Source organism: Brevundimonas diminuta (assembly GCF_050310045.1).
In the GTDB taxonomy this organism is placed as follows: domain Bacteria; phylum Pseudomonadota; class Alphaproteobacteria; order Caulobacterales; family Caulobacteraceae; genus Brevundimonas; species Brevundimonas diminuta_F.
Map to the genome: position 1 here is coordinate 1651399 of NZ_CP190005.1, position 23061 is coordinate 1674459.

Annotated in this window: 18 protein-coding genes; 3 read left to right on the top strand and 15 right to left on the bottom strand. The window is 64.6% G+C overall.

Going from position 1 to position 23061, the window contains the following annotated elements; all coding sequences use genetic code 11:
- The first annotated feature begins 13 nt into the window (after window positions 1–13).
- On the top strand, window positions 14–2431 hold the full coding sequence (locus ACORJG_RS07960; protein WP_427788363.1) for a TonB-dependent receptor: 2418 nt from the start codon (window positions 14–16) through the stop codon (window positions 2429–2431).
- On the opposite strand, the gene ACORJG_RS07965 is transcribed toward ACORJG_RS07960, so the two are convergent.
- Entirely contained in the window at window positions 2421–3914 is a 1494-nt protein-coding gene (locus tag ACORJG_RS07965; RefSeq protein WP_427788365.1) for an MFS transporter, read from the bottom strand. The two genes, ACORJG_RS07960 and ACORJG_RS07965, sit on opposite strands and share 11 nt — an antisense overlap.
- Before the next feature lie 159 nt (window positions 3915–4073).
- Here ACORJG_RS07965 and ACORJG_RS07970 point away from each other — a divergent pair, with 159 nt between their 5' ends.
- Window positions 4074–4730: a TetR/AcrR family transcriptional regulator gene (locus tag ACORJG_RS07970; protein ID WP_427788367.1), complete on the top strand. Its 657-nt coding sequence runs from the start codon at window positions 4074–4076 to the stop codon at window positions 4728–4730.
- Between the two features lie 25 nt (window positions 4731–4755).
- Here ACORJG_RS07970 and ACORJG_RS07975 read toward each other — a convergent pair whose 3' ends face one another.
- The 11 genes from ACORJG_RS07975 to ACORJG_RS08025 form a co-directional block, all read right to left on the bottom strand.
- Window positions 4756–5472 carry a DOPA 4,5-dioxygenase family protein gene (locus ACORJG_RS07975; protein ID WP_427788369.1) on the bottom strand — a complete coding sequence of 239 codons (717 nt, stop codon included), beginning with the start codon at window positions 5470–5472 and terminating at the stop codon, window positions 4756–4758.
- A gap of 15 nt (window positions 5473–5487) precedes the next feature.
- Window positions 5488–8031, bottom strand: coding sequence for a TonB-dependent receptor plug domain-containing protein (locus ACORJG_RS07980; RefSeq protein ID WP_427788371.1), 2544 nt, complete (start codon window positions 8029–8031; stop codon window positions 5488–5490).
- 115 nt (window positions 8032–8146) lie between these two features.
- Window positions 8147–9781 (bottom strand): alkaline phosphatase D family protein, encoded by a 1635-nt coding sequence (locus tag ACORJG_RS07985; RefSeq protein WP_427788373.1) that lies wholly within the window; start codon window positions 9779–9781, stop codon window positions 8147–8149.
- Window positions 9782–9865: 84 nt separating this feature from the next.
- Window positions 9866–12919: a TonB-dependent receptor gene (locus ACORJG_RS07990; protein WP_427788375.1), complete on the bottom strand. Its 3054-nt coding sequence runs from the start codon at window positions 12917–12919 to the stop codon at window positions 9866–9868.
- A 100-nt stretch (window positions 12920–13019) separates the two neighbouring features.
- Window positions 13020–14174 (bottom strand): hypothetical protein, encoded by a 1155-nt coding sequence (locus ACORJG_RS07995; protein WP_427788377.1) that lies wholly within the window; start codon window positions 14172–14174, stop codon window positions 13020–13022.
- A gap of 562 nt (window positions 14175–14736) precedes the next feature.
- Window positions 14737–15057 carry a hypothetical protein gene (locus ACORJG_RS08000; protein ID WP_427788379.1) on the bottom strand — a complete coding sequence of 107 codons (321 nt, stop codon included), beginning with the start codon at window positions 15055–15057 and terminating at the stop codon, window positions 14737–14739.
- Window positions 15058–15078: 21 nt separating this feature from the next.
- Window positions 15079–15741 carry a JAB domain-containing protein gene (locus ACORJG_RS08005; protein ID WP_427788381.1) on the bottom strand — a complete coding sequence of 221 codons (663 nt, stop codon included), beginning with the start codon at window positions 15739–15741 and terminating at the stop codon, window positions 15079–15081.
- Window positions 15698–16165 (bottom strand): hypothetical protein, encoded by a 468-nt coding sequence (locus tag ACORJG_RS08010; protein WP_427788383.1) that lies wholly within the window; start codon window positions 16163–16165, stop codon window positions 15698–15700. The genes ACORJG_RS08005 and ACORJG_RS08010 overlap by 44 nt, the downstream gene beginning before the upstream one ends.
- Window positions 16162–16542 carry a hypothetical protein gene (locus ACORJG_RS08015; protein WP_427788385.1) on the bottom strand — a complete coding sequence of 127 codons (381 nt, stop codon included), beginning with the start codon at window positions 16540–16542 and terminating at the stop codon, window positions 16162–16164. Before ACORJG_RS08015 ends, ACORJG_RS08010 begins: the two co-directional genes overlap by 4 nt.
- 16 nt (window positions 16543–16558) lie before the next feature.
- A complete protein-coding gene (locus ACORJG_RS08020) occupies window positions 16559–17029 on the bottom strand; it encodes a helix-turn-helix domain-containing protein (protein WP_427788387.1) in 471 nt (156 codons plus the stop codon).
- Window positions 17030–17561: 532 nt separating this feature from the next.
- Entirely contained in the window at window positions 17562–17774 is a 213-nt protein-coding gene (locus tag ACORJG_RS08025; protein ID WP_427788389.1) for a hypothetical protein, read from the bottom strand.
- A gap of 148 nt (window positions 17775–17922) precedes the next feature.
- Here ACORJG_RS08025 and ACORJG_RS08030 point away from each other — a divergent pair, with 148 nt between their 5' ends.
- Complete coding sequence (locus ACORJG_RS08030; protein WP_427788391.1) at window positions 17923–19119, top strand: DUF6880 family protein; 1197 nt, start codon at window positions 17923–17925, stop codon at window positions 19117–19119.
- Window positions 19120–19128: 9 nt separating this feature from the next.
- Here ACORJG_RS08030 and ACORJG_RS08035 read toward each other — a convergent pair whose 3' ends face one another.
- From ACORJG_RS08035 to ACORJG_RS08045, 3 genes are all read right to left on the bottom strand, one after another.
- Complete coding sequence (locus ACORJG_RS08035) at window positions 19129–19707, bottom strand: alpha-ketoglutarate-dependent dioxygenase AlkB (protein WP_427788392.1); 579 nt, start codon at window positions 19705–19707, stop codon at window positions 19129–19131.
- Window positions 19704–20780: a DNA polymerase IV gene (gene dinB / locus ACORJG_RS08040; protein WP_427788394.1), complete on the bottom strand. Its 1077-nt coding sequence runs from the start codon at window positions 20778–20780 to the stop codon at window positions 19704–19706. Before dinB ends, ACORJG_RS08035 begins: the two co-directional genes overlap by 4 nt.
- A gap of 308 nt (window positions 20781–21088) precedes the next feature.
- Window positions 21089–22960 carry a hypothetical protein gene (locus ACORJG_RS08045; protein ID WP_427788396.1) on the bottom strand — a complete coding sequence of 624 codons (1872 nt, stop codon included), beginning with the start codon at window positions 22958–22960 and terminating at the stop codon, window positions 21089–21091.
- Window positions 22961–23061 lie beyond the last annotated feature (101 nt).

The following is a 23061-nucleotide window of genomic DNA, read 5'->3' on the forward strand; positions in this document are numbered from 1 at the left end:
TGGGAGGGCCGTCATGTTCAAACTGGACTGCTGTCTGAAAGCATCGCTCGCCGGCAGCGTGGCCTTGGCCGCCCTTGCCACGCCCGCATTGGCCCGCGCACAGGAGGCGACGGCGCTGGACGATGTAATCGTCACCGCCCAGCGTCGTGAACAGGCCCTTCAGGAAGTGCCGATCACCGTCAGCGTCGTCACGGGCAAGGCGCTGGAATCCCTGGCCGCTGACGACATGGGCGACATCTCGGCCTTTGTTCCCGGCCTGACTGTGTCGAACACCAGCCCGACCCAGGCCAGCTACAGCATCCGCGGCGTATCGACCTCGGACTTCGGGGTCGGCACTGATCCAGCGGTCGGCGTCTATGTCGACGGCGTCTATGCAGCCCGGTCAGGCGCGGGCCTGCTGGCGCTCAGCGACGTCGCCCGCATCGAGGTGCTGAAAGGCCCTCAGGGCACCCTGTTCGGTCGCAACAGCGCCGCCGGGGCCGTCTCCATCACGACCAACAAGCCCGGCGACGACTTCGAGGCGCGCGTGGGCGTCCGGCTGGGCGAATACGACAAGCGCCGCCTTGAGGGCCTGATCAATCTGCCCATCAACGACGCCATGGCCCTGCGGGTCAATGCAGTGGTCAACCGCCGCGACGGCTGGCTGATCGATGAGGTCACAGGTCAGGATTACGCCCGCGAGGAAAACTGGGCGGCGCGCGCCGCCCTGCGCTGGGACATCGGCCCGCGCACACAGATGATCCTGAGCTGGACCCATGACGAGATCGACCAGGACGCCCGCCCGGCGATCGGGGTCGCCGCCCTGCCTGCGTCGCCCGGCCTGCCGGCCTTTCCGCCCGACCCGGCGAACTACCTCGATCCGTTCAAGGCCGGGATCCGCAACGACGTCATCGACAACCATGAAACGCGCCGTCTGGACGAGGCCGTGCTGACCATCACACACGCCTTCGGCGACATCGACTTCACCTCACTGACTTCGGCCCGCGCCTTCAAGACCGAAAACCGTGAGGACGAAGACGGCACCAATCGTCCTGAACTGTATTTCGACACCAACAACCGCGAAAAGAACCGTTCCTGGTATCAGGAATTCCGCCTCGCCGGAGAAAGGGGCTCCCTGAACTGGATCGCGGGCGCCAGTTATTACTCCGAAAACGCCAAGCAGCGCAGCGACACCTACGCCACCACCGACAGCATCAACACCATCCTGACCAATGCGGCGGGCGCGCCGCTGTTCTCGATGGCGGACATGATCCTGGACATGGCGGGCGTTCCGGCCGGCACGCTGGGCCATCGCTGGCAGGAAGACATGATCAATGAGGGCGACTTCAGCGCCGCCGCCCTGTTCGCCGATGTCATCTGGTCCGCCAGCGATCGACTGAACCTGACCTTCGGCCTGCGCTACACCCGCGATGAAAAGACATTCAAATGGCTGAATGATCGTCGTTTCGCCCCGGAACTGGACGCCGTTCTGAACGATCCGACCGTCAACTATGTTCTGGACGCCTACATGGGTCCGGCGCTCGGATACCTTCATTCCGATTATGTTTTCGACCTGTCCGGTCTGGCCGGCGTCGCCTGCGACAACGGCGTCACCGTGCAGGAAGGCGTGACGTGTGAACTGAAGGATTCATGGTCGGACCTCAGCCCCCGCTTCGTCGCGGACTACCACCTGACCGACGACGCCATGGTCTTCTTTTCCTACGCAAAGGGCTATAAGGCGGGCGGCTTCAACAGTGTTGAGGTCGCTTCACGCTTCGATAATGAAGACGTCCAGAATTTCGAGATCGGCCTGAAGAGCAGCATCGGCCGCGCCGCGCGCTTCAACGTCTCGGCCTTCCGCTATGACTACGACGGCAAGCAGTCGATCCGCCTTGTCACCCATGCCGGTTCGACCGTGCCGCAGTATCTGGTCGAAACCAGCGACGACAAGGCCTGGGGCCTGGACATGCAATTGGACGTCAATCCGCTGGAGGGGCTGAACCTGTTCGCCAACGCCCAGTATATCGACGCCACCTACAAGCGGAAAATGACCGACGACGGCGATCTGGCCGGTCAGGCCACCGGCGAACCTCTGTGGTCCGGCGCCGTGGGGGCGTCGTGGGTTCGCTCAATCGGGGGCATTGGCTCGCTCGACATGCAGTTGATCCACGCCTATCGCGGCAAGGGGCGCTGCAACACCACCTCGACCGGTCAGGGTTCGTGCCTGAAAACACCGTGGTTCGACCCGTCCGAAGCGCAGAACCGGACGGATGCGCGTCTCTACTGGCGCACGCCCAATGAGCGCTATCAGTTCGGCGTCTACGTCAACAATCTGTTCGACAACCAGTATGTGACCGGCGTCAACAACATCACCGCCACCACCATGGGCACGCCCTTCGTCAACATCACCGAACCGCGGATGTGGGGCGTGGACCTGACTTTCACTTATTAGACCCTTCCCGGCTTTTCAGCTGAGCGGCTTCAAGAACAATCAGACCGGTCATGGCCAGAGCGCTGGCCAGACCGGCGCACAGCATGGCCAGATGGAAGCCGCTCTCCATCGCGGCGGTATAGAGGTGCGCCAGGCGTGGAACACCATCCGACAGAACATGCTTCGCCACGGCCCGGTGCGCGATGGCCTGCGCATCGGCGGCGCCCTGCCCCTCGACAGCGCTCGACAAAACAGTCGTTGCGCGGCTGCTCATCAGCGCGCCCAGCAGGGCGATGCCCATCGTCATGCCCGCCTGACGCAGGGCGTTCATTGTCGCCGAGACCGAGCCTGCCAGTTCGGGCGGCGCCATCCCCATCACCACAATGCCCGTGCCCGGCACCGCCAGTCCGGCGCCCATTCCCAGCAGGCTGAACAACAGCGCCGCCATTACATATGAGCTCCCGGCCTCCAGCATGACCATGCCTGTCATCGACACGGCGATCAGGCCATAGCCGGCGATCATCAGCCAGCGCACCGGAACCACCGCGCTGAATCGCCCGAACAGAACAGAGAACAGGCCGGTGGCGACGAACTGGGGCATCATCCGCCACCCGGTTTCGGCCGGCGACCACCCCTGTATCTGCTGTAGGTAGATCGAGACAAAGAACAGGCTGCTGTAATAGGCGAAGCCCAGAATGAACGACGCGCCGTTGACGATAGCGAAGGACCGGCGCCGGAATAGGGCCACCGGCACAAGCGGGCGACGGGTCCGCGTCTCGACCGCCGCAAAAAAGATGAAGCCCGCAACCGCCAGTCCGATCAGCGGCGCGGCGGCCGCAAAACCGCGCTCCCCGGCGTCGATCATGCCGTAGGCAAGCGCGCCCAGCGACAGGATGCTCAATATCTGACCCATCGGGTCCATCGCCGCATGGTCCGGATATCTGCGCTCGGACATGCCCCACATCCCCAGGGCGACCGCCGCCGCGCCCAGCGGCAGATTGATCAGGAAGATGCTCTGCCAGCCGAAACGGCTCAGCAACAGACCGCCCAGCAACGGTCCCATGATCAACGCCAGCGCCGTGAACGCCGACCATCCGCCGATGACATGGGCGCGCTCTTTCGGGTCTGAAAACAGATGGGTCAGGATCGGCATCGCCCCCGCAATCAGAAAGGCGGCGGACACCCCCTGCATCGCCCTCCCCGCCAGCAGGACAGGCAGGGTCGGCGCCAGACCGCACAGCGCAGAGGCCGCCGTGAACAGCGCCGCCCCCGCCAGCCAGCATCGTCTGTGCCCATAACGGTCGGCCGCCGGTCCTGCCGACAGCATGAAGGCCGACAGGCAGACGGCATAGGCGTTCACCACCCACTGCAACCCTGCGATATCGGTCTTCAGCGCGCCCTGAATGGTCGGCAGGGCGACGTTGACGATGCTGATGTCCAGCGTCGCCAGAAACGTGCCCAGAAAGGCGGCGCAGGCGGCGGCGCGGCGGCGATGAATATCCATGGGCGGCTCCATGCGGCAGGACGAGCAGCCTGCCTGAAGGCGTCGAAATAGATATCGACTGACCGTCGGTCAATGGATTAACTATGGCTGCGCGCCCGATCTGGCCTAGAGAGTTCCCTTCCCTTCGCCCACGCCGCCCGACAGAACAGGAAAGGCCCGATGACCCAGAAAACGGCCCAGCCCCCTGCACAGCCGGACAGCGCGCCTGCCCGAGAGCCGCGCACCAAGCCTGCTGAAGTCCGTCTGGATGAGCTGATGGCGGCGGCTGAAACGCTGTTTCTGGCCAAGGGAGTCGAGGCGACCACGATCAGCGAGATCGTTCAGGAGGCCCGCGTCGCCAAGGGCACCTTCTACCACTACTTCTCATCCAAGGCCGAAATGCTGGAGGCGCTGGGCGCGCGCTATACGGCCATGTTCCTGGACCGGTTACAGCAGGCCGTGGACGCCTGCCCGGCCGATGCATGGGAGGCCCGCCTGCGGTGCTGGGTCCATGTGAACGTCCAGACCTATGTCGAGACCTATCGCCTGCACGACATCGTCTATCCCAGCCACCATCATCACCACGACCGCGCCAACAGGAACCGCAACGCCATGCTCGACCAGTTGCTGGGCATCATAGAGGGCGGCCGACGTGCAGGCGCCTGGACAGCGGACCAGCCGCGTGTGCTGGCGCTGCTGATCTATTCGGGCGTCCACGGGGCGACGGACGACGTCATTGCCGCCCAGACGGCCGACTGCACTGCCTTCGCGGCCGCCGTGGCCGACAGTTGCCTGCGGATGCTGGGCGCCGCCGCCCCGAACGACCCCGCCGCCTGAGCCGCGGGGCCGCTTCTGCCTGTTCTCAGGCCTTTTCCAACGGGACCGTGGGCGTCACGTTCGGGAAGATGACCTCTACCTCGTCGTCACTGACATTCGAGGCCATGCCATAGGCGTTCACCGGCTGGGCCCGGTTCACCCACAGCGCATAATACAGGTGATCGGCGCGCGGATCGTTCGTGTTCGGGTGCAGCAGGATCGTCAGGCCCAGACTGTTCAGTTGCAGCCACGGCACCAAGGTCGGCAACAGGTCGTTGCTGAACCCGAAATAGAAGGACGGCGTGACGTGCGGACCGCGCGGCTCCAGGTTCCAGTTGCCCAGTTCGACCGGGAAGCGCTCGATCGCCCACTTCCTCAGCAGGGCCGCCTTCTCATAGGTGTCTTCGTCGAAATAGATGTGGGCGTGATAGCTCTTGATGTCCGTATAGGCGCGCGGCAGCGACGGCAGGGTCTGCTCGCCGGGCCGCAGGCTGACCGGCTGCGCCGCGGGCTCCTTATAGGTTTCATAGCCCCACGGACTGCGCCCCTCACGAGCAGGCGCAGCCGCCCGCAAGGGCGCAGCCGCAGCCCCTCTTCCAGTTGCACTTTGGGCCTGCGCCGCACCGACGCCGCCGACCAGTCCGGCCGCCGCAGCCAGACCTGAGCCGACCAACAGATTGCGCCGCCCCGGCGACAACAGATCCGCCCAGTCCTGATCTGTCTGCGCCGCCTCGACAGCATTGGATTTGCGAGATTTCATCATGAGGTTTCCCCTGCTTCAGAAGCTGTAATCGAGACGAAGGGCGTAAGAGCCGCCCAGCAGACCCACCGGGCCGGAATTGTCCCAGGCGTATTCGTATTGAGCCAGGCTGGCGGCGGTGCGGGTGTTCTGTGGAACCCGCTGCGGCTTCACGTCGAACAGATTGCTGGCGACCGCCGTGACACGCAGATGGTCATTGACCTGATAGGCCACGCTCAGATCCGTCACGAAGGAGGCGTCCAGCTTGTACTCCCCGCCCAGAACGGAAGAGTATCGGGTCAGGCGCCCATACCGGACTTCCCGCAGGTCGATGGTCCAGAGGCCGCGATCCACCACCACGCCCAGCACCTGTTTATCGTGCGGCGCCCGGTGTCTCAGATTGTACTGCGCCGCCGTCGACAGGACGCCAATGTTGGGCAGGTCCTGCAATGCGACCGGAACAGGCGAAATGCGCGTGACGTCGATGCTGTTGAAGTTGGCGGCGAACGACCAGCGCACATGACCCCAGTCGAACCGGCTGTCCGCCTCGGCCGTAAAGTCGACCCCGCGTGTGCGGGTGTCGCCGACGTCGGCAAAGTAATGCACCACCAGATCCGTGCCCGGCGCAAAGCCCGCGCCCTGCAGCAGGCTTTCGATATGATCGACCTGTTCCGGCGTCAGCGGCCGCCCGCTGCCGTCCACCGCGACCCCCGACGTTCGGTCGATGCCGATGTTGGATGAAGCGCCGATCTGATGCTTCACCTCGATCTGATAGGCGTCCAACGCCAGTCGCACTCCCGGCCGGGGCGTGACGGTGAAGCCCAGAGAATAGTTGACGGATGTTTCCGGCTGCAACGGCTGCGCGCCCAGCGCCCTGGCTGCCGCAGAGTCCGGCTGGGCCAGACGATAGGGCACGCCCGCATGGTCCGAAGTGTTGGAATAGGAGGCGGTGACAAGGCTGGGCGCGTGGAAGCCGTTCGACACCGTGCCGCGCACGGCGAAGACCGGCGAAAAGTCATAACGGCTGCTCAACCGGCCGGTCGTACTGTCGCCGAAGTCGCCGTAATGTTCATACCGCACAGCGCCGTCGACGAACCATTGCGGCGTCACATAGGTCGACAGCGCCGTATAGACCGCATGAGAGTCGCGCGTCTGGTTCACCGCATCCAGCGGATTATAGCCTGTCAACGCCGAAGACCCGCTGCCGAAGTAAGACAGAGGCTCGCCCGCCTTAAGTTCAGCCCGCTCATGCTGGTGCTGAGCGCCTGCCGACCACTCGAAATCATGACCGCCCAGAGACACCGCTCGGCTCAGATCCAGATTGGTCGTCAGATTGGAATAGAACCGCTGGCCGATGTAAAATCCCGTCGGCGCCTCCGGATAGGTCAGCGAATAGTTGGCCGTATTAGCGGTGTAGACGTCGATCCTGTCCTGACCATAGGTGGTCGACAGATCCCAGTTCCAGCCCGCGCGCTCGCCGCGCACGCCGCCGGTCACGCCGAAGTCCTTCTCCTCAAGAACCTCGAACGGCGTGAAGCCGTCCGGATAGACCGACAGCAGCCCCGGATTGTTGATGAAGACCGTATTGGCCGGGCGATAGTTCTGCGTCGCCCACGCCTTGCGCTGTGCATAGGAGCCGAAGGCGTAAAGCTCTGTCTGCGGCGTCAGCACATAGCCGAAGTCGAAACTGGCGGCGCCGGTATTGAAACGGTGCTGGCCTGCGTTCTTCCACGGCGTGTTGTCGCGCGTCGCCTCGCGCGGATCGGGCGAGGCGCCGACCGGCAGGCTGTTGTTGACGCCCAATCGAACGGGCTGCCCCGCCGCGTTCAACGCCGGATAGATCAGATAGGACGATTTCAGCGGAAAATTGCGGATCGCACGGCTCTGGGCCGTGAACTCGCCCGCCACAGCCAGATGACCCCGGTCGCCCAGAGCGAACGCATGATTGCCGCGGAGGATATTGATCGCGCCATCGCCATCATAGGTCTGACCTGTCTGGACCGACAGAGTGCTGGGACTGGTCTCATCCTTCAGGATGATGTTGATCACGCCCGCAATGGCGTCCGATCCATAGACCGCCGATGCGCCATCGCGCAGCACCTCGATCCGCTGGATCGCCCCGGCCGGTATCAGGGCCAGATCCGCCGCCACCGACCCGGCGAAACCGTCCTCATTCACGACTGAGGTGGTGTGACGTCGCTTTCCATTGACCAGCACCAGCGTATAGGCCGGATCCAGCCCCCGCAGTTGGCCGCCCCGCACGATCGAGCCTAGATCCGGCTGCACCAGCGCCGGCACGTTGAAAGAAGGCAACAGCCGGTTCAGCGCCTCCAGCGTCGTGCCCGCGCCGGTGTTGGCCAGGGCCGTTGCGCTGATCACATCAACAGGCGCGGCGCTGTTCTGCACGGTCCGGCCGGTCGAGCGCGTGCCCGTCACGATCACATCTGCGACCTGATCCGGCCGGGCCTCGTCCGCCTCCTCGGCCTGCACGCCGCCAGCTATAGAAAGACTGAAGGCGGTGAACGCCACGCCTGTCAGGATCGTGCCCCGAACACGACCCTCATAACCCTTGCCAAACATCATAACCCCCGAAATCAGGGGGTGACCTGATAGGCTCAGGCCCTTTCGGCGCAACGCAGTTTTACTCTGACAGACCTCAGAAAAACTATCAGCATCCATCAGCGCGCCGCATCGCCAGCTAGGCCATAAAGCGCCGCCGCCCCTTCCAGACGCCCATGCGGTGCGTTCCCGCGACGGCCGTACTGCGCGCCTTGATCGTGTCCATGAATATCCATTCGCCGCTGACGCGCTCTGGCCTGATGTCGATCATCATGTAGCCGCGCCCGCTGGTCTGGGACCACGCCATCTCCGGATTGGCGGCGATGAAGGAACGGGCCGCGACCGAAGGGGCGACGCCCAGCTGCTTCTCGATGCCGTTAGAGGTCACGGCCTGACCGGCGAACTCAACCCCGGCCGGGCGGCCGTCCTCGGACAGGGAATAGGCCCAGGCGTTGTGACTGTCGCCGGACAGCATGACCAGATCGGCGTCCGCCGCCTGCGCCGCTTTCAGAAAGCGAGAGCGCGCCGCCGGATAGCCGTCCCAGCGGTCCATCCACATCGGCAGACCGACCCGGCCCGCGCGCGCGGCGTTGGTGAAGGAGCGGACGGCGCCCTCGCTCAGGTCGGCTCTCAGCCAGCTGACCGCGTCCTGCGGCATGACCGTGCGCCCCATGATGGTGCCCATACCCACTACCTGCCAGGCGGTACTGCGGGCGTTGATCCGCAGTTCGCGCGCAAGCCAGGCCTCCTGTGTCGAGCCGAGCATGGAGGCTGATGCGTCCTGCCATACGCCATCGCGGAAGGCGGTCAGGGCGACCTCAGTCCCCTCGCGATAGGCGGCGCCGATATCGGCCTGACGCGTGCGTCCGATCAGGCGTGATTCCGTGCGGTAGAGCGTCGCCAGATCGCCGACCGGATAGGATTTCCACGGCTCTTCGGAAATCGGCATCCATTCCAGATAGGCCTGGACGGCGGCGGCGCGGCGCGTGCCCCAGTCGCCTTCGGTCGCCGGTTGATGGTTCTGGGCGCCGCCTTCCCAGCTGTCGTTGGCGGATTCATGATCGTCCCAGACGCAGACCATCGGCGCCGCCGCGTGCAGGGCCTGCAGGTCCGGGTCGGCGCGATAGCAGGCGAAGCGGAGGCGATAATCGGCCAGCGCCACCATCTCATGGTCGTGGGCGGGCAGGACCGCGCGCTCGGCGATACGGTCATCCACGGCATAGGAACCGATGCCGTATTCATAGACATAGTCGCCGACGTGCAGCCACAGGTCCACGTCATCGCGCGCCGCCGCATGGGCATAGGCGTTGAACCACCCCATCGGCAGGTTGGAGCAGGAAAACAGCCCGATACGGAAGCCTGCGGTATGGCCCACCGGCAGGGTCCGCGCCCTGCCCGTCTGCGACATCGACCCATCCGGGCCGATGAAGCGATACCAATAGGTCGTGCCGGGCTCCAAGCCGTCCAGGGTGATCTTGGCGGTCCAGTCGCGATATGCGCCGGTGCGCACCACACCGCGCGCCGCAACCTGACGGAAGTCCGGATCAAGGGCGATCTCGGCGTCCAGCCGCACTTCGTCGCCGCCGCCCGAAGGCGCATAGCGGCTCCATAACAGCATGGAATCCGGCCCCGGCTCGCCGCTGGCCACCCCATGCGTGAACCCCGAAGCCGACAGCAACTGGCGCGCCAGCGTCGCCCCACCCGGCAGGGCCAGAGCCGCCAGCCCCAGGCCGCCGCCCATCACCAGCCGCCGCCGGTCAAGCTTCAAAGCCATCGAATGTCCCCTGAAATAAAAGTGCATGGCGGCCGCGCCGTCGCATGACGACGCGGCCGCCCGGTCTTCAGACGTTCAGGCGGATCAGAAGACGCCCTTGATGCCGATATTCCACATCGAGCCGTAGACCGTGTACTGCTGCACCCGATCGCGCTCGTTGGAATAGATGATGTCCGGCGCGTTGAAGATGTTGCGACCCGCCAGCATCAGATCGAAGCGGTCATTGATCTTGTAGTTGACGCTGACGTTCCACAGTTCGCGCGGCGAGTGATACAGGACGCCGTTGTTCGCTGTGGTCGATGTGTTGTTCAGACCGCTGATCCGATACTTCGACTGCCAGTTGCCGTTCAGCTGGAAGTCGAAACGGCCGATGTTGTAGCGGACGCCCCAGTTGGCGGCCTGTTTCGGCGTACCCTGACGCTCGCCATCCGGGTCCAGATAGGTGACGGAGCCGTGCAGGCCCAGACCGCGCCAGGCGCCCGGCAGGAAGGTCAGCTGCTGGTTATATTCCAGCACCACGCCGCGATTGGTGCTGGTTCCGTCCAGATTCTGGGCGCTGCGGAAGGTGTAGCCCGCATACTCAGCCGGATCGAAGCCCACATCCTCAGGGTTCACCGTCATGCCGGTGACCTGCATGTCGTCCATGTCCAGCTGATAGGCCGACAGGCCGATGATGCCCGACGGCTCCAGATAGTATTGCAGGCTGGCGTAATACTTCGTCGAATGCTCGGGACGCAGCGCCGGGTTCGGCACGGTGACGATCATGGTGTCGTCGTTGACCGACACCACCCCGCCGAGGTTGCCGTAGTCGGGGCGCAGAATCGCCTGGCTGAAGGACAACTGGCCGACCAGCTTGTCGGTGAAGTCGTATTTGACCCCGCCGCTCCAGAACCAGTCGTCATAGTCGCCCTTGCGGTCCTGATAGGTCCCGTCGTTGTACTGATAGAGCAGGCCCTCGATGGTGTTCACCGAATAGCCGGCGTCGGTGACCTCCTTCAGCGGGCGTATCATCGCCACGCGTGAGGCCGTCTCGGTCTTCTCATAACGCAGACCCAGGTCGAAACGGGCGCGACCGGCGTCGGCCTGAGCTTCGAAATAGGCCGAGGTGATGTCTTCCTTGACGCGCTTGTTGTTGTCGAGCCGGCGCTTCAGGTTGCCGACCTCATCCGCCACGAAATACTCAGGGTGCTCTCGATAGATGTCGTACATCCCGTAGTGGCTGTCGGCCCGCCAACCCTGGGCGTTCATATTGCCCGCATCGAAACCGATCATCTCGAAGCGATACTTCTGGGTCCAGGGGATGACCGCCTCAGCCGACGTCTGCGTCAGGTCGCCGGTCGCGCCGACGTATCTGAACTGCTGGAACGAACCCTCATCGGTGCGCCAGTCATTGCTGCGTGCGCCCAGCCCGCTCATCAGGGTGAAGTGGACGTCGCCCAGGCTCAGCCGCTTCTTCACGTCCAGGTTCAACGAGTACATGTCGTTGATGGCGTCCGACTCCGCCGTGCGGATATTGTTGCCGATGGAGATGTCGCGGTTGAAGTTCATCGGGTCGCTCCACGAACGGCCCGCCGTCTGGCGCAGATACCAGGCGTTGGAGTCCGTAGAGTCGCGCTCCATCTCGAAGCCGATCCCCGTCAGGTGGTTGTCGGTGCGCTGGAAGAAGCCCTTGCTGGTGTCGCGGAAGTTGAACTCGGCCGAGGAATAGCTGGCGCGCAGGGCCGCTTCCCAGGTCTCGCCCTTATATTCCAGCTTCGGCGCGATCAGATAGGTCGGCGTCCCGGCGTAGCGATGCGAATAGCCGGTGTGCAGACGGGTGTTCTTGCCGTCCGGATTGACCACGATGTGCGTGCCGGTCGACCCCGGCGCAGCATAGGACTGCGTCGCCGTGCCGAACGTCAGATAGGTGTACTGGTTGAAATACTCCACGTCATAGAAGGAGTAGTTGCTGCGCAGCGAGAAGATCAGGTCTTCGGTGATCTTGTAATCGACAGACAGGTTGGCGGCCGTGCGGCTGGTCAGCTTCGGCCCCGGACGCCACATGACCTGATAGGGCAGCACCCGGCCGTCGGCCAGATAGGACCAGTCGGTCTGGATGCGATCCTGCTGCACATAGTTGGCGTTGTGGCTGGCGCTGAAGGCCACGCCCAGACGGCCGTCCATGAAGACGTCGGCATAGGAGAACTGGGCCGAGGGATAGAGGCTGGCGTGCTTCTTGTCGTCGGGCATGTAGTGGCGCGACAGGGCCGAGTCCGAGGTCGCCACCCCGCCCAGTTGGAAGCGCAGCTGACGCTCAGGCAGCTGGAAAGCGTATTTGCTGCGCAGGTTGATGCTGCCGCCGGGCGAGTCCGCATCCATGCTGGCCAGCAGGGTGTGGTTCAGCTCGATCGTCTCGATGCCGGTGATCGACATCTGCTCGAACGAGTTCTGACGGCCGGAGTTGTTGTTCGAGGTGGCGGTGGCCATGCGGGCCCCGTCCATGGTGAAGGTCGAATATTTGGGCGGCAGGCCGCCGATGCGCACGGCCGTCGCATCGACTTCCGTATAGTCGATCGACAGGCCCGGCATGGACTTCATGAACTCGCCCACGTCGCCCATGGTCAGGGCGCCGAAGTTGTCGGCCGGGACCACGTTTTTGGCGTTCATCGCCACGCGACGCTCCATCAGCGCCTTGGCCTGACCGCCGCGCGCAGCCGTCACCACGACATCCGAGACAGAGGCCACATCGGCCGCGACGCCATAGGACGGCGCCTGCAGTTCGACATCGACGACCGCCGTCTGCCCCGCGCTGACGCTGGCGACCACGCGCGCTTCCTGCAGACCGGCGTAGCGCACGATCACCACGACCTCGCCGCTCGGCACCCCGCTCAGACGGAAGACGCCGCCGTCGCCCGAATAGGCGATCAGGCTGGTCCCCTCGACCCGCACCTCGGCGTTGCGGAGATATTCGCCGCTGGCGGTGTCGAACACCCGGCCGCGCAGGGCGCCGGACGCCGCGGGCGACTGAACCGCCGCCTCGCCTGCGGTCTGCGCTGCTGCGGCCTGCGGCGCGACGGCGGCGAAGGCCGCAGCCATCAGCGGATACAGCAACAGGGCTCGCGGGCTGGCGCTGGCGAGATGGCAGGAACGGATCTTCATGGAAATCTACTCGAACAACTGGGGAGGAGAGGAAAAAGCGAGGGGGTGCAGGCCGCGGTGACAGCGGCCCGATGGGGCGAACGCAGCCGTCAGGCGCGGCTCAGGGAGCGGAGGTCAGTCGCAGGCGCTCATCAGCGTCAACGGGAGCGAACGGCGTCTGTGGATCGCCAGTCCACCGCATCAGGGTGATGTCAGCCGTCTGCGCGCCCTTGCCGCCGGAATTCACGGCCACATAGAAGAGGCCGCGTCCCAGCGGTTGAAACCCGACGTCCGCCTTCCAGCGCCAGCCGCGCAGCCCGGTGGCCGGATCTTCCAGGCCGTCCGACGCCAGCGGCAGCAGCAGTCCCTGCTCCCACCCCTCGCCCGACGCAGCAGGCACGCCGATCAGATCACCGCGCACAGGCCTGGCCTCGGCATCGACGGCGAACAGCAAGTAGTTGGGGAACGCAGGCTTGCGTCCCTGATAAACGCCCATGAACCAGCGTCCGGCTTCGGCGTCATAGGCGAGGTTCTGCACCCCATAGGTCGTATTGCCGGTGCGGACGAAATACTTGCCGTCGACGGCGGCGGGGCCTTCACGGTGCGGCGCCGCCTCTGACAGCGGACGGGCGTAAAGGTCCCAGTCGCTGATGTCGTATTGCAGCAGGACCTGATGGTCGTTGTCGGTCCGCGTCACATCGCCATAGACGCCATAGGCGACGGTCAGCAGCGTCGCCCCATCCGTGCGCCCGAAGCGCGGCCCAAACGCCACGCCATCAATGCCTGACGCGCCGTAGCGATGATCGCGCGTGTCCGCCGTATCGCCGTCAAACCGTCCGTCCCCGTCCATGTCGGCAGCGTAATCGCGTCCGACCTCGGCCAGATGGACCGTCTTGAACAGATCGCTGCGACTGGCCTCGACCCCGACCTCATTCAGGCCCGCGACATCGATCACCGCGATGTAGAAGGCCTCATCCGCCTTATACTCCAGCGAACCGTACAGCTTGCCGTCGGCCGGGTTGAACGCCAGGTCGCCCAGATGGCCGGTCCATCCAACCAGCGTCCCGACTAGCCGCCCCTCAAGGTCATATTTGGCCAGCAGGTTGGTGAAGGAATAATAGATGAAGCCGCCTTCGACATCGACGGCGACCCCCTGCACATGGCCCGAATTCCACGTCCCGCCATTCTGTTTCAGCGGCAGACGCGCCAGAGCGTCACGCCCTACAGCCCGCGTCATCCCGGCCGTCGGAGGCTTGGCGTCAACTGCCCCGGCCAAGCCGATCATCGCCATCGCGAAGACCAGACCAGCCGCGCACGCAGGCACGCTGCCCCACCGCGAAACACTGAAACTCATCCCTGCCGGCCCCCGTCTGCGACGGACCGGCGTCTAGGCCCAATTTATGATGCTCGCCTCACATCCAGGCTACAGTCCGGCCAAGCTTGGACGACAATCCTGCGCCACAACTTCCCCGTCCGGACGATTTGGTTTGCGCGCTCGGACACCGCAAAGGTCGCAAACGCACACAAAAAAGCCCTCCAGAACGCTCCAGAGGGCCTTTGAAAATCATCAATAGTTGGGGAATCATTCCCACTCGATGACACAAAACTATCTATACATTTGTTTTTACATCATTTTTTACATTTTCCGCCAGCCGCGACCGGCCCGAAGACCGGCAGATTTCGAGTATTTTGAAAACATTGCGAAAATTTACTTATGTAAAAAGTGCGTGATAGAGACATCTTTCAAGATGTATTGACAACGCCAAGACCCAAATCTGCAATCGCATTAGCAGGGCACACCAAGTGTGCGCAGGATAGGAAATGGTACTTCATAAATATTATCGGTCGTCCCGCGACATGAGCGAAGCCAGCAGCGCCGCCATTTGGCCCTCGCCCGACAGGTCGGAATTGTACTCATACTCGCCAAGCGCCCGGACCAGCTTCGTGAAGTCAGCGGCGTCCTCGGGAATGTGCGGCTCGCTGGAACCGGCCTCGAGCTCCGCCTGCGGGTAGCGGGCCAGGAAGGTTCGATCGTTGATTTCCTTTAACTTCCGGTAGAGGTCGCTGGAAGACCAGCCTACTGGCAGGAGATCCGCGTGACCGGCGGCAAAGCCGACGATGCGGCTGATGGTCTGGTGCGGCACGATGCAAATCGACAAGTCAGCCCCCTCTGAGCGATGTCAGCCAAACAACAAACCCTGTTGCTTGAACGAGGTAAAGTCGCCTCTGGCCCCGATGATGATGTGGTCGTGCAGCGTGATGCCAATCACCCTGCAAGCCTCCGCTATGTCCTTCGTCAGGCTCCTGTCCGCGAGGGACGGCTTGACGTCGCCTGACGGATGATTGTGGGCCAGCACGATGGCGGACGCCCCGACGTCCAGGGCTCGATGGATCACCTCCCGGACGTACATCGGCGCGTGATCCACGGTTCCCCGGCCCGCCACTTCATCCTTGATGAGGGCGTTCTTCTTGTCGAGGAACAGGATCCGCGTTTGCTCCTTGATCTCGTACTGAAGACTGGCCCTCAGGTAGGAGATCAAGGCTGGCCAGGAGGACAGGATCCTTCTGCCGTCCACGCGCTGTTGCAGTGATCGGGCGGCGATCGCCGAGCATATGCTGACGTGCCGGACAACGCCCTGACCATCCCGCCCTTCGACCACGGCGCGGGACAGCCGCTCCGGCGAGGCCGAAAAGAGAGCGCCGAGCGTGTCGAATTCGCCCGACAGCCTCGCCGCCAGCCTCTCGGCCCCGAGCGGCTCGACCGCTGCGATGAAGGCCTGCAGAAGCGACAGGTCTCCTTCAGTCCAGACCGTGTTCAGGTCCGGCGCGATGATTTGCATCATGCCCCCGTCCATCAGCGGTCTCCCTGAAGCGACGGTCGGCCATGGCTTCCCAGACCCCTCCGAAGATCGTGAGGCTGATGAGCGTCCACAGCGTCAGTCGCACCGCCACGCCCGTCCATATGGTCAGGTCGGAGGACAGGAAGGGCAGAAGATGAGTGCAGACGATCAGGAGCTGAAGCGCCGCCGCGAGAACCAGCCACCAGCGCGTCGAACTCGCGCTGAGTCTCAATAGTCCCACAAAAAGCACGAGGTTGAGACCCGCCAAGCCCACCCTCCAGCTCGAGAGCTGGAGGGGCTGAAGCCATGGCTCCAGAAGCATATAGGCGGCGATCATGGCCGCGGCGTACCGCTCGACGCGGGCGCCCTTCCAGACGAGCAGGGCAAGGCCTGCAAGATTGAGTGACCATAGAAGGTATCCGATCAAACCATCGTCTCTCTCTCCGGCTCCCCCTGCAGAACTTTCCGGATCGGGGTTTCCGGACCGTTCTCGGCCGGTTTGGTTTCGGACGGACCCAGGCGCGCCGGCGCAAGCCCGAGGCCCTCGGCCGCCTTGTGCAACCGGTCATGTGTCCGGATCGCCTGCCCCCTGGCGTCCAGAACGGCCCCCATGGCGCCGTGCAGGCTCAGCAGGGCCGTATGGCCGTACCCCGCGGAAAGAGCCGCGGCGCGACGACCTTCTATCATGCTGATCGAAAGCTGATTGGCCTTCAGGAAAGCCTGATCAAGAGCATGTTCGAAGTCGATGAGATCATGAGCGACGACAGTTCCGATCGTCATGACCTTGTCGTTCTGTTTACGCATGGCGAGAGCCCCTTTTTCATCGCCAGCTCAAAAGCGTCTCGATCACCCCGAACACCATCAGACCTATGGCTAGGATGGCGCCGATCGCCAATGCCATCCCCAGGGCCAGGAGAACGATGAGGACCAGCTTCGGTCCTCGCCACCCGGCCGTCGTACGCCATCGCCCCAGCCCTGAATACACGCCGAACGGCGTTTTTGGATCAAGAGCGCCAATGTTGTGATCGAAGGCGACGGACGCCTCGCTGACACCCGGAGCGGGACCGTTTTCGCCAGGGCCCGCCATGCCTCCAGATCCGTCTGACGGAAACTCCGTCAGTAACTCCAGGGCCTTTTTGCGACTGGATACGCCGAACTTTCGCTTGGCTTCCCGGATATGATTTTCAACAGTATGCGGCGACAGGCCGAGCTTCCGGCCGATCTCCTTATCGCTCATGAAAGCGGAGAGCTTCAGGCACTCCACCTGCCTATGAGACAGCCTTTCAGGCATAGACCGCTCCCCCGTACAGACGGGAAGTAATGCGTCACAGCCACGAGTCGTCCAGCAGACTCGCGCAGCAGGCGGGCTCTTCTGTTTACAATTTTGAATTCAACCAGCGGGGCGGCTTTCAGGGGCCTGGGCCGGGCGCCCGGATTCGCCCTAACTGCGGTGTCCGCGGGTCAGGATTTACCGCTCAGCCAGGCCATGAAGACCCGGAAAACAAAACCGCCGGAAGCAGGCGGCTGTAAGCGACGGGCATGTCGCCCCTTGCCGCGATAGACCTCGAAGCCGCCACGCCCGCGACCCGACCATCCTGCTTCAATCTTGATGCCTGATTCCATTGGGTCAGTCTGGTCCCTTCGAATGCGGGACGCCAACAAAAGCGGATCCGTTCGCCTCAGCCGGAAAAGATCGACGGCCCGACCCGCTCGGCGAGAGACGCGCCGGGCCGTCTACGAAAGCGAGGTCGGTCGCTTCCGCCAGTCCCATTTAAAGCAAAGCTTGCGCGACGCCTATGACGGGATCGCAGCGGAACAACGCCTCAAGGCCGACGCCGCACCTCCCAGTCCAGCGTCCACCGCCCCTCCCCGGCCGGCTTGAGTTCTGAAGTCGCCGCGGGAACCTGACGGTCCAGCCCGTCCAGAAGCAGCGACGTCCCGCTGACCGCGGCCACCGTGGCGTTGGTTTGCCAGAAGGGCCCCGACATGCCGCGCATGGAAAAACGGATGTGGACCGTGTCGTTGACCTTTGGCATGCGAGCCTTCCTTTCAGCCGGGCAGCGGCCTTCCTGCGGCGCCTTTTACACGGCCAGAAGAACGGCGCCTCCGGCCAAGCCTGGGCCAGCGTCGGGATGATGCTATAGACGCCCGGGTTGCGAACACCCTTCCTGCCCCAGGGACCTCATGGCGCGACAATCTCGGATTTCGACCCGGCTATCCGCAGCCAGCCTAGTCCATCTCGGCGCGCCGCGCCTGGCGGACCTGCTGATAGAGGCGGGCGCCGGGAACGCCAATCTCAAACGCCGCCTCCGCCTCGAGCTCGCGGCTGAGATCAGCCCTGACATCCTGGCCCTGGAGATCGACAAACGCCTCACCGCGCTCGCCGCTGCCCGCACCCGCGTTTCCTGGCGCCGACGCGGCGACCTTCTCGACGACCTGAACACCCACCGCGAGATGATCGTCGGTCGCCTGGCGCCCGAGGCTCCCGGCGAGGCGCTCGCCGTCCTCATTCGCTGGTTCGACCTCTATCCCGGCCTGGCCGTCCGCGTGAAAGACACCAAGGGCGAACTGCCTGCCGCCTTCGAGGCCGCAGCCCACGATCTCTTCACCCTCGCCGAGACCGCCGACGACGCGGCCTTGCGCGACCTGGTCGACGCCCTGCGCCGGCATCCGCAGGATTACGCTCGCTGGATCTCCGCCGCCGGCGAGACCCTGGGCCCGCGCACGGCGCGCCGGCTGCTCGACAGTCTAGACGCATCAGCCAGAAAGACCCCGGCAGGCCGCAACCTGCTGCGCCGCCTGGCGGACAAGGCCGGGGACCTCGACCTCTGGCTGTCGCTTGTCACCCCCGAACAGGCGGGTTCGCCCGACGTCGCCGCTGACATCGCTCGCCGCCTCCTGGACGCTGGCCGCGTCGCCGAAGCCCGCGCCGCCCTGGAGGGCGCCTTGAGCCCCTCCCCACTCAACCGCCGCTGGACCTTCGGCCACAGCCCGAAGGACGGCGCCCCCCGCCTGACCCCGACCTGGGAGGCCGCCTCCATCGACGTCCTCGAGGCGGAAGGCGGCCGTCAGGAGGCCCAGGACCTGCGCTGGAGCCTGTTCGAACGCGACCTGTCGGCGCCGGTCCTTCGGGACTACGTCTCGCGCCTGCCCGACTTCGACGACGTCGAGGCCCTGGACCGGGCCTTCGCCCACGCCTCCCGTCACCCGGACTTCGAGGCCGCCATGCGTCTCCTGATGGACTGGCCGGCTCACAGGGAAGCGGCCGCCCTCGTCCTGGCGCGACCCCGCGAAGCGCGTCATGCTGGCGGCAGGACTCCGGACTGGGCCTCTCGTCTGGCCCAGCGCTTTCCCGAGGCCGCCGAAATCCTGAACGGTTAGTTTCGCCTGTCAGGCCAGGGTCCTGAAAGTAATGGAGTAACGCAGGACCGTCATAGGCGAGATCGAATGCTCCCAATCCTGCCGCGCCTCGCCTGACAGCCGATAGACAGAGCCCGGTTCCAGCGCCGCCCCGGCGCGACGCCATTGCGCGCCCGCCTTGCGCCGCAGCCGCATGACGCAGGGCGCCAGCAGCGAGACGCCGACAATCTCCCCATAGACGGGCCGGTCATGATGCCAGCCGATCCCCGCCCCCGGCGCATACTCGTTGACGAGGACTTGAACGAAAGCCGTCTCGTCCAGACCAAGCCGCACCGCCAGGCGTCGCAGCAGGTCTTGCAGGAACCCTGGCCAGGGATCGGCCGCTTCCAGCCTGCCCCGGTCGAGGTCGTAGCGCCGTCCGAAGGCGGCGATCCGCCGGAAGCCCTGGTAGCCCATGTGCTCATATGGCCTGAAGTCCAGCCGCTGCAGTTGCTCGACCGCCGCCGCCTGCTCCGCCCCGGTCAGGACCTCCGGCCAATAGTCGAAGCCCTGCGGAACGGCAGGCGCGCAGACGTGGCCGAACAGATCGCCCTGAAGCCTGCCCGTCACAGCGCCAGTTCGCCGGACGCAGGTTTCGGCGAGGCCTTTTCCAGATTGGACAGGGTCACCCCTACGAGGCGCACGCCCCTGGTCGGCGGATAGAGGGATCGCACCAGCAGGCGGGCGATCTCGCGCAAGCGCGCCTTTGAGGCGACCGGCTCATTGAAGGAGCGGCTCCGGGTCGATTGCTGAAAGTCTGCCCATTTGACCTTCACCGTCACGGTCCGCCCCAGCGACCCGGCCTTTTCGCACCAGGCCCAGACATCGCCCGCCATCTCGTCCAGCCCGGCCTCGATCGCGGCCGGATCGACCAGGTCGCTGGCGAAGGTCGTCTCCGACCCGCTCGACTTGCGCTCGCGATCCGGATTGACCGGGCGATGATCCTCTCCGCGCGCCACGTTATGGTACCAGGCGCCGGACTTGCCGAAATGATGCTGCAGGAAGGCCAGGGACTGACGCTTCAGGTCCGCGCCGGTCTCGATGCCCAGGCGATTCATCTTCTCCGCCGTCACCGGCCCGACGCCATGGAATCGCTTCACAGGCAGGGCTTCGACAAAGACCTCCCCTCGCCCGGGCGGGACCACGAACTGGCCGTTCGGCTTGCGCTGGTCCGAGGCCAGCTTGGCCAGGAACTTGTTGTAGGAAACCCCGGCCGACGCCGTCAGGCCGGTCTCCTTAAGGATGCGCGCGCGTATCTCCTCCGCCGTCGCCGAGGCCGTCGGCAGCCCCCGGATATTGGCGGTCACGTCGAGATAGGCTTCGTCGAGAGACAGGGGTTCGATCAGGGTCGTATAGTCGGCGAAGATGGCGTGGATCTGCGCCGAGACGGTGCGATAGACCTCGAACCGGGGCGGCGTGAAGATCAGGTCCGGGCATTTCCGCAAGGCCGTGCTCGAGGGCATGGCCGACCGCACGCCGAACCTGCGCGCCTCATAGCTGGCGGCAGCGACCACGCCGCGCGAAGCGGCGTGGCCTACGGCGACGGGACGACCGCGCAGGGCGGGATCGTCCCTCTGCTCCACCGAGGCGAAGAAGGCGTCCATGTCCACATGGATGATCTTGCGAGGTGTTTCCGTTCCCATGACATGCGTCACCTAGCAGCACCTGAACAAAACAGGAACAGGTTTCCGCCAGAGGCGGCAGCGCGGCTGATCGGGAATCTCATTCCTCATCGGGGCAAGGGACGTCCTTTCTCGTCGGTAATCCCCAAGGCGACATCCCATTCGTTGACCTCGGCCTGCTCAGTTCCAGCAGCAAGGATCAGCGTGAAGCCGCCCCCTGGCGGAAACTCAACCGCATGAACCGTGTGCCCGGCCTCCTCCACGGAGAGTATTCCCCTTTTGAGGCTGGCCTTTGAAAACGTCGTCCGCGTCCGGCTCCCTCCGCTCATCTAGGCCGCCTCCCAGACCCGGTTCAGGACCTGGGCGGCCAACGCCGCCTTGTCCTGCGGGAGAAAGCGGCCGTAGTGGTCGGCGACCGTGGCCGGCGTATCCTGGATGGCGTAGCTGGCCTGCTCGTAGGAACCGGTCAGCTTAAGCACGTGGGTCGCCAGGACGTCCCTCACATTGTGCGGCCCGTGGGGAAGCAGGCCCGGGATCGCCCCCCTCCCCGTGTAAGGGTTGTAGATTCCATACCGCTGGATCACCTGGCGCCAGGCGCTGTAAAAGGTCTGTTGGTTGTAGGCGGCGTCGCGGCTCGAGGTCTTCACGGTCTTGACGAAGAAGGTGCCTGGATCGCGCGAGCCGTTCAGCAAGGCCGGTCGATGGCGTCCCACATAGGCGTCGATCCAGCGATACAATCCGCCGAGGTCCGGCAACAGAAGCCGGAACGGGCGTTTGGAAAAATAGGCCGAGCCGGAGTTCTTGAAGGCCACGCAGGGGATGAAGACCTCCCAGCCGCCTTCCCTCTCGCTCCAGCGCAGTTCGCCGCACCGCCGGACCTCCAGTTCCCTCTCGGGCGTCGGCGGGCTCCCGCGCGGACGCAGTTGGAGTTGCCGCAGGTTCTTCTGCCGGACGCCCAGATGCAGACCCAGCCTCAGCATCAGGAAGGACCGGACCGCCTCCGCGGCGGCCCGGGGATAGCGCCTCTCTTCGGGCATGCAGCGCAGGATCTCTTCCGTGATCTTGCGATACTCCCCGACAGGGCTCGCCGCTTCGAGAATGGGCAGGATGGGCTCGAACGGATCCCGATGGACCCTGGCGACCCGCTCGATCTCCTTGGATCGGGCCAGGGCATGGCGATGCACCTGCTCGCAGGCGCCGTCCCAATCCCCACAGATGCGATCGATCTCCTCCTGCCCGACAAGGCCTGAAATGGGTCTGAGCCGATCCGCCAGCCACGGGCTTTGCCTGAGCCACCCCGTCTGGCTCCGCGAGAAGGCGGCGCCCAGCAGGAGCATCTCGCTCTCCCAGCCGGTGAAGAAACCCCGGCGTCGCTCGCGCCACTGCACGTACCAGTCCCAGACCGACGGCAGCACGAGCAGCCCGAAGGTCAGGTCCTCCCGGGGCACGCCCAGCCCGCTGACCTCGTCGTCAGGCAGGGCGGCCAGGGCGCCGAACAGCAGGGCCAGATGCTCCTCGCGCTGCGCCGCTGTCTCCGCGCCCCATACGCCGGAGCGCTGATAGCCGATGTCCGTGAGCGTCGCCGACTTGAACCGCAGAAGGGCGTCCATCTCGGCCCGGAGTTGTGCTGGGGCGGCGAGTTCGGGCGGCCCGCTTCCGTCAAAGCGAAGCGCGAACCGATGTTTCGATACGGTCGAATGATAGCGATGATAGGCCGTGCCGCCGGACAGGATGGTCGAGCGCACCCAGGCCAGGATTTCCTCCCGTTCTTGGGCCGACCGCTCATCGAAGTCATCCGGCAGGTGCCAGGCGAGACGACGCGATTCCGCATGCTGCACCTCGGGCGGAACCAGCCCTGAGAGCGCACGCCGTCGCTGCAGACGCGACCGCAGATAGCCGCTCTCCAACTGATAGCGATGCTCGATGATGTCGAGAATCTTCAGGCTGGCAGGCGTCTGCGGGACCTTCAACCCGCGCCGCCAGGCCGCGAGGGTTGTTCGGTCCGTCAAACCGCCGGCGACCACAATGGCCCGGTGCAGGCGATGAGAGTTCTCGCCATGCCGGCGGATCTGGAGATCCAGCGCGGCATGGAAGTCCCGGGGGTCATCATGAACCTCCCACAATGCAGCGGGATGGACGACGACGGGCAGCGGCGGACGGCCTCTTTTTCTCGGAACAGATGCGTCAACTGGCGAAGGCACGACAAGCTTTGAACTACGCACAAAAACTCCACTGGAAACATCGTCTTTGGACGACGGTGGAGAGACGTTTCAGAAGAGGCTTCCCCCTAAATGTCGATTTG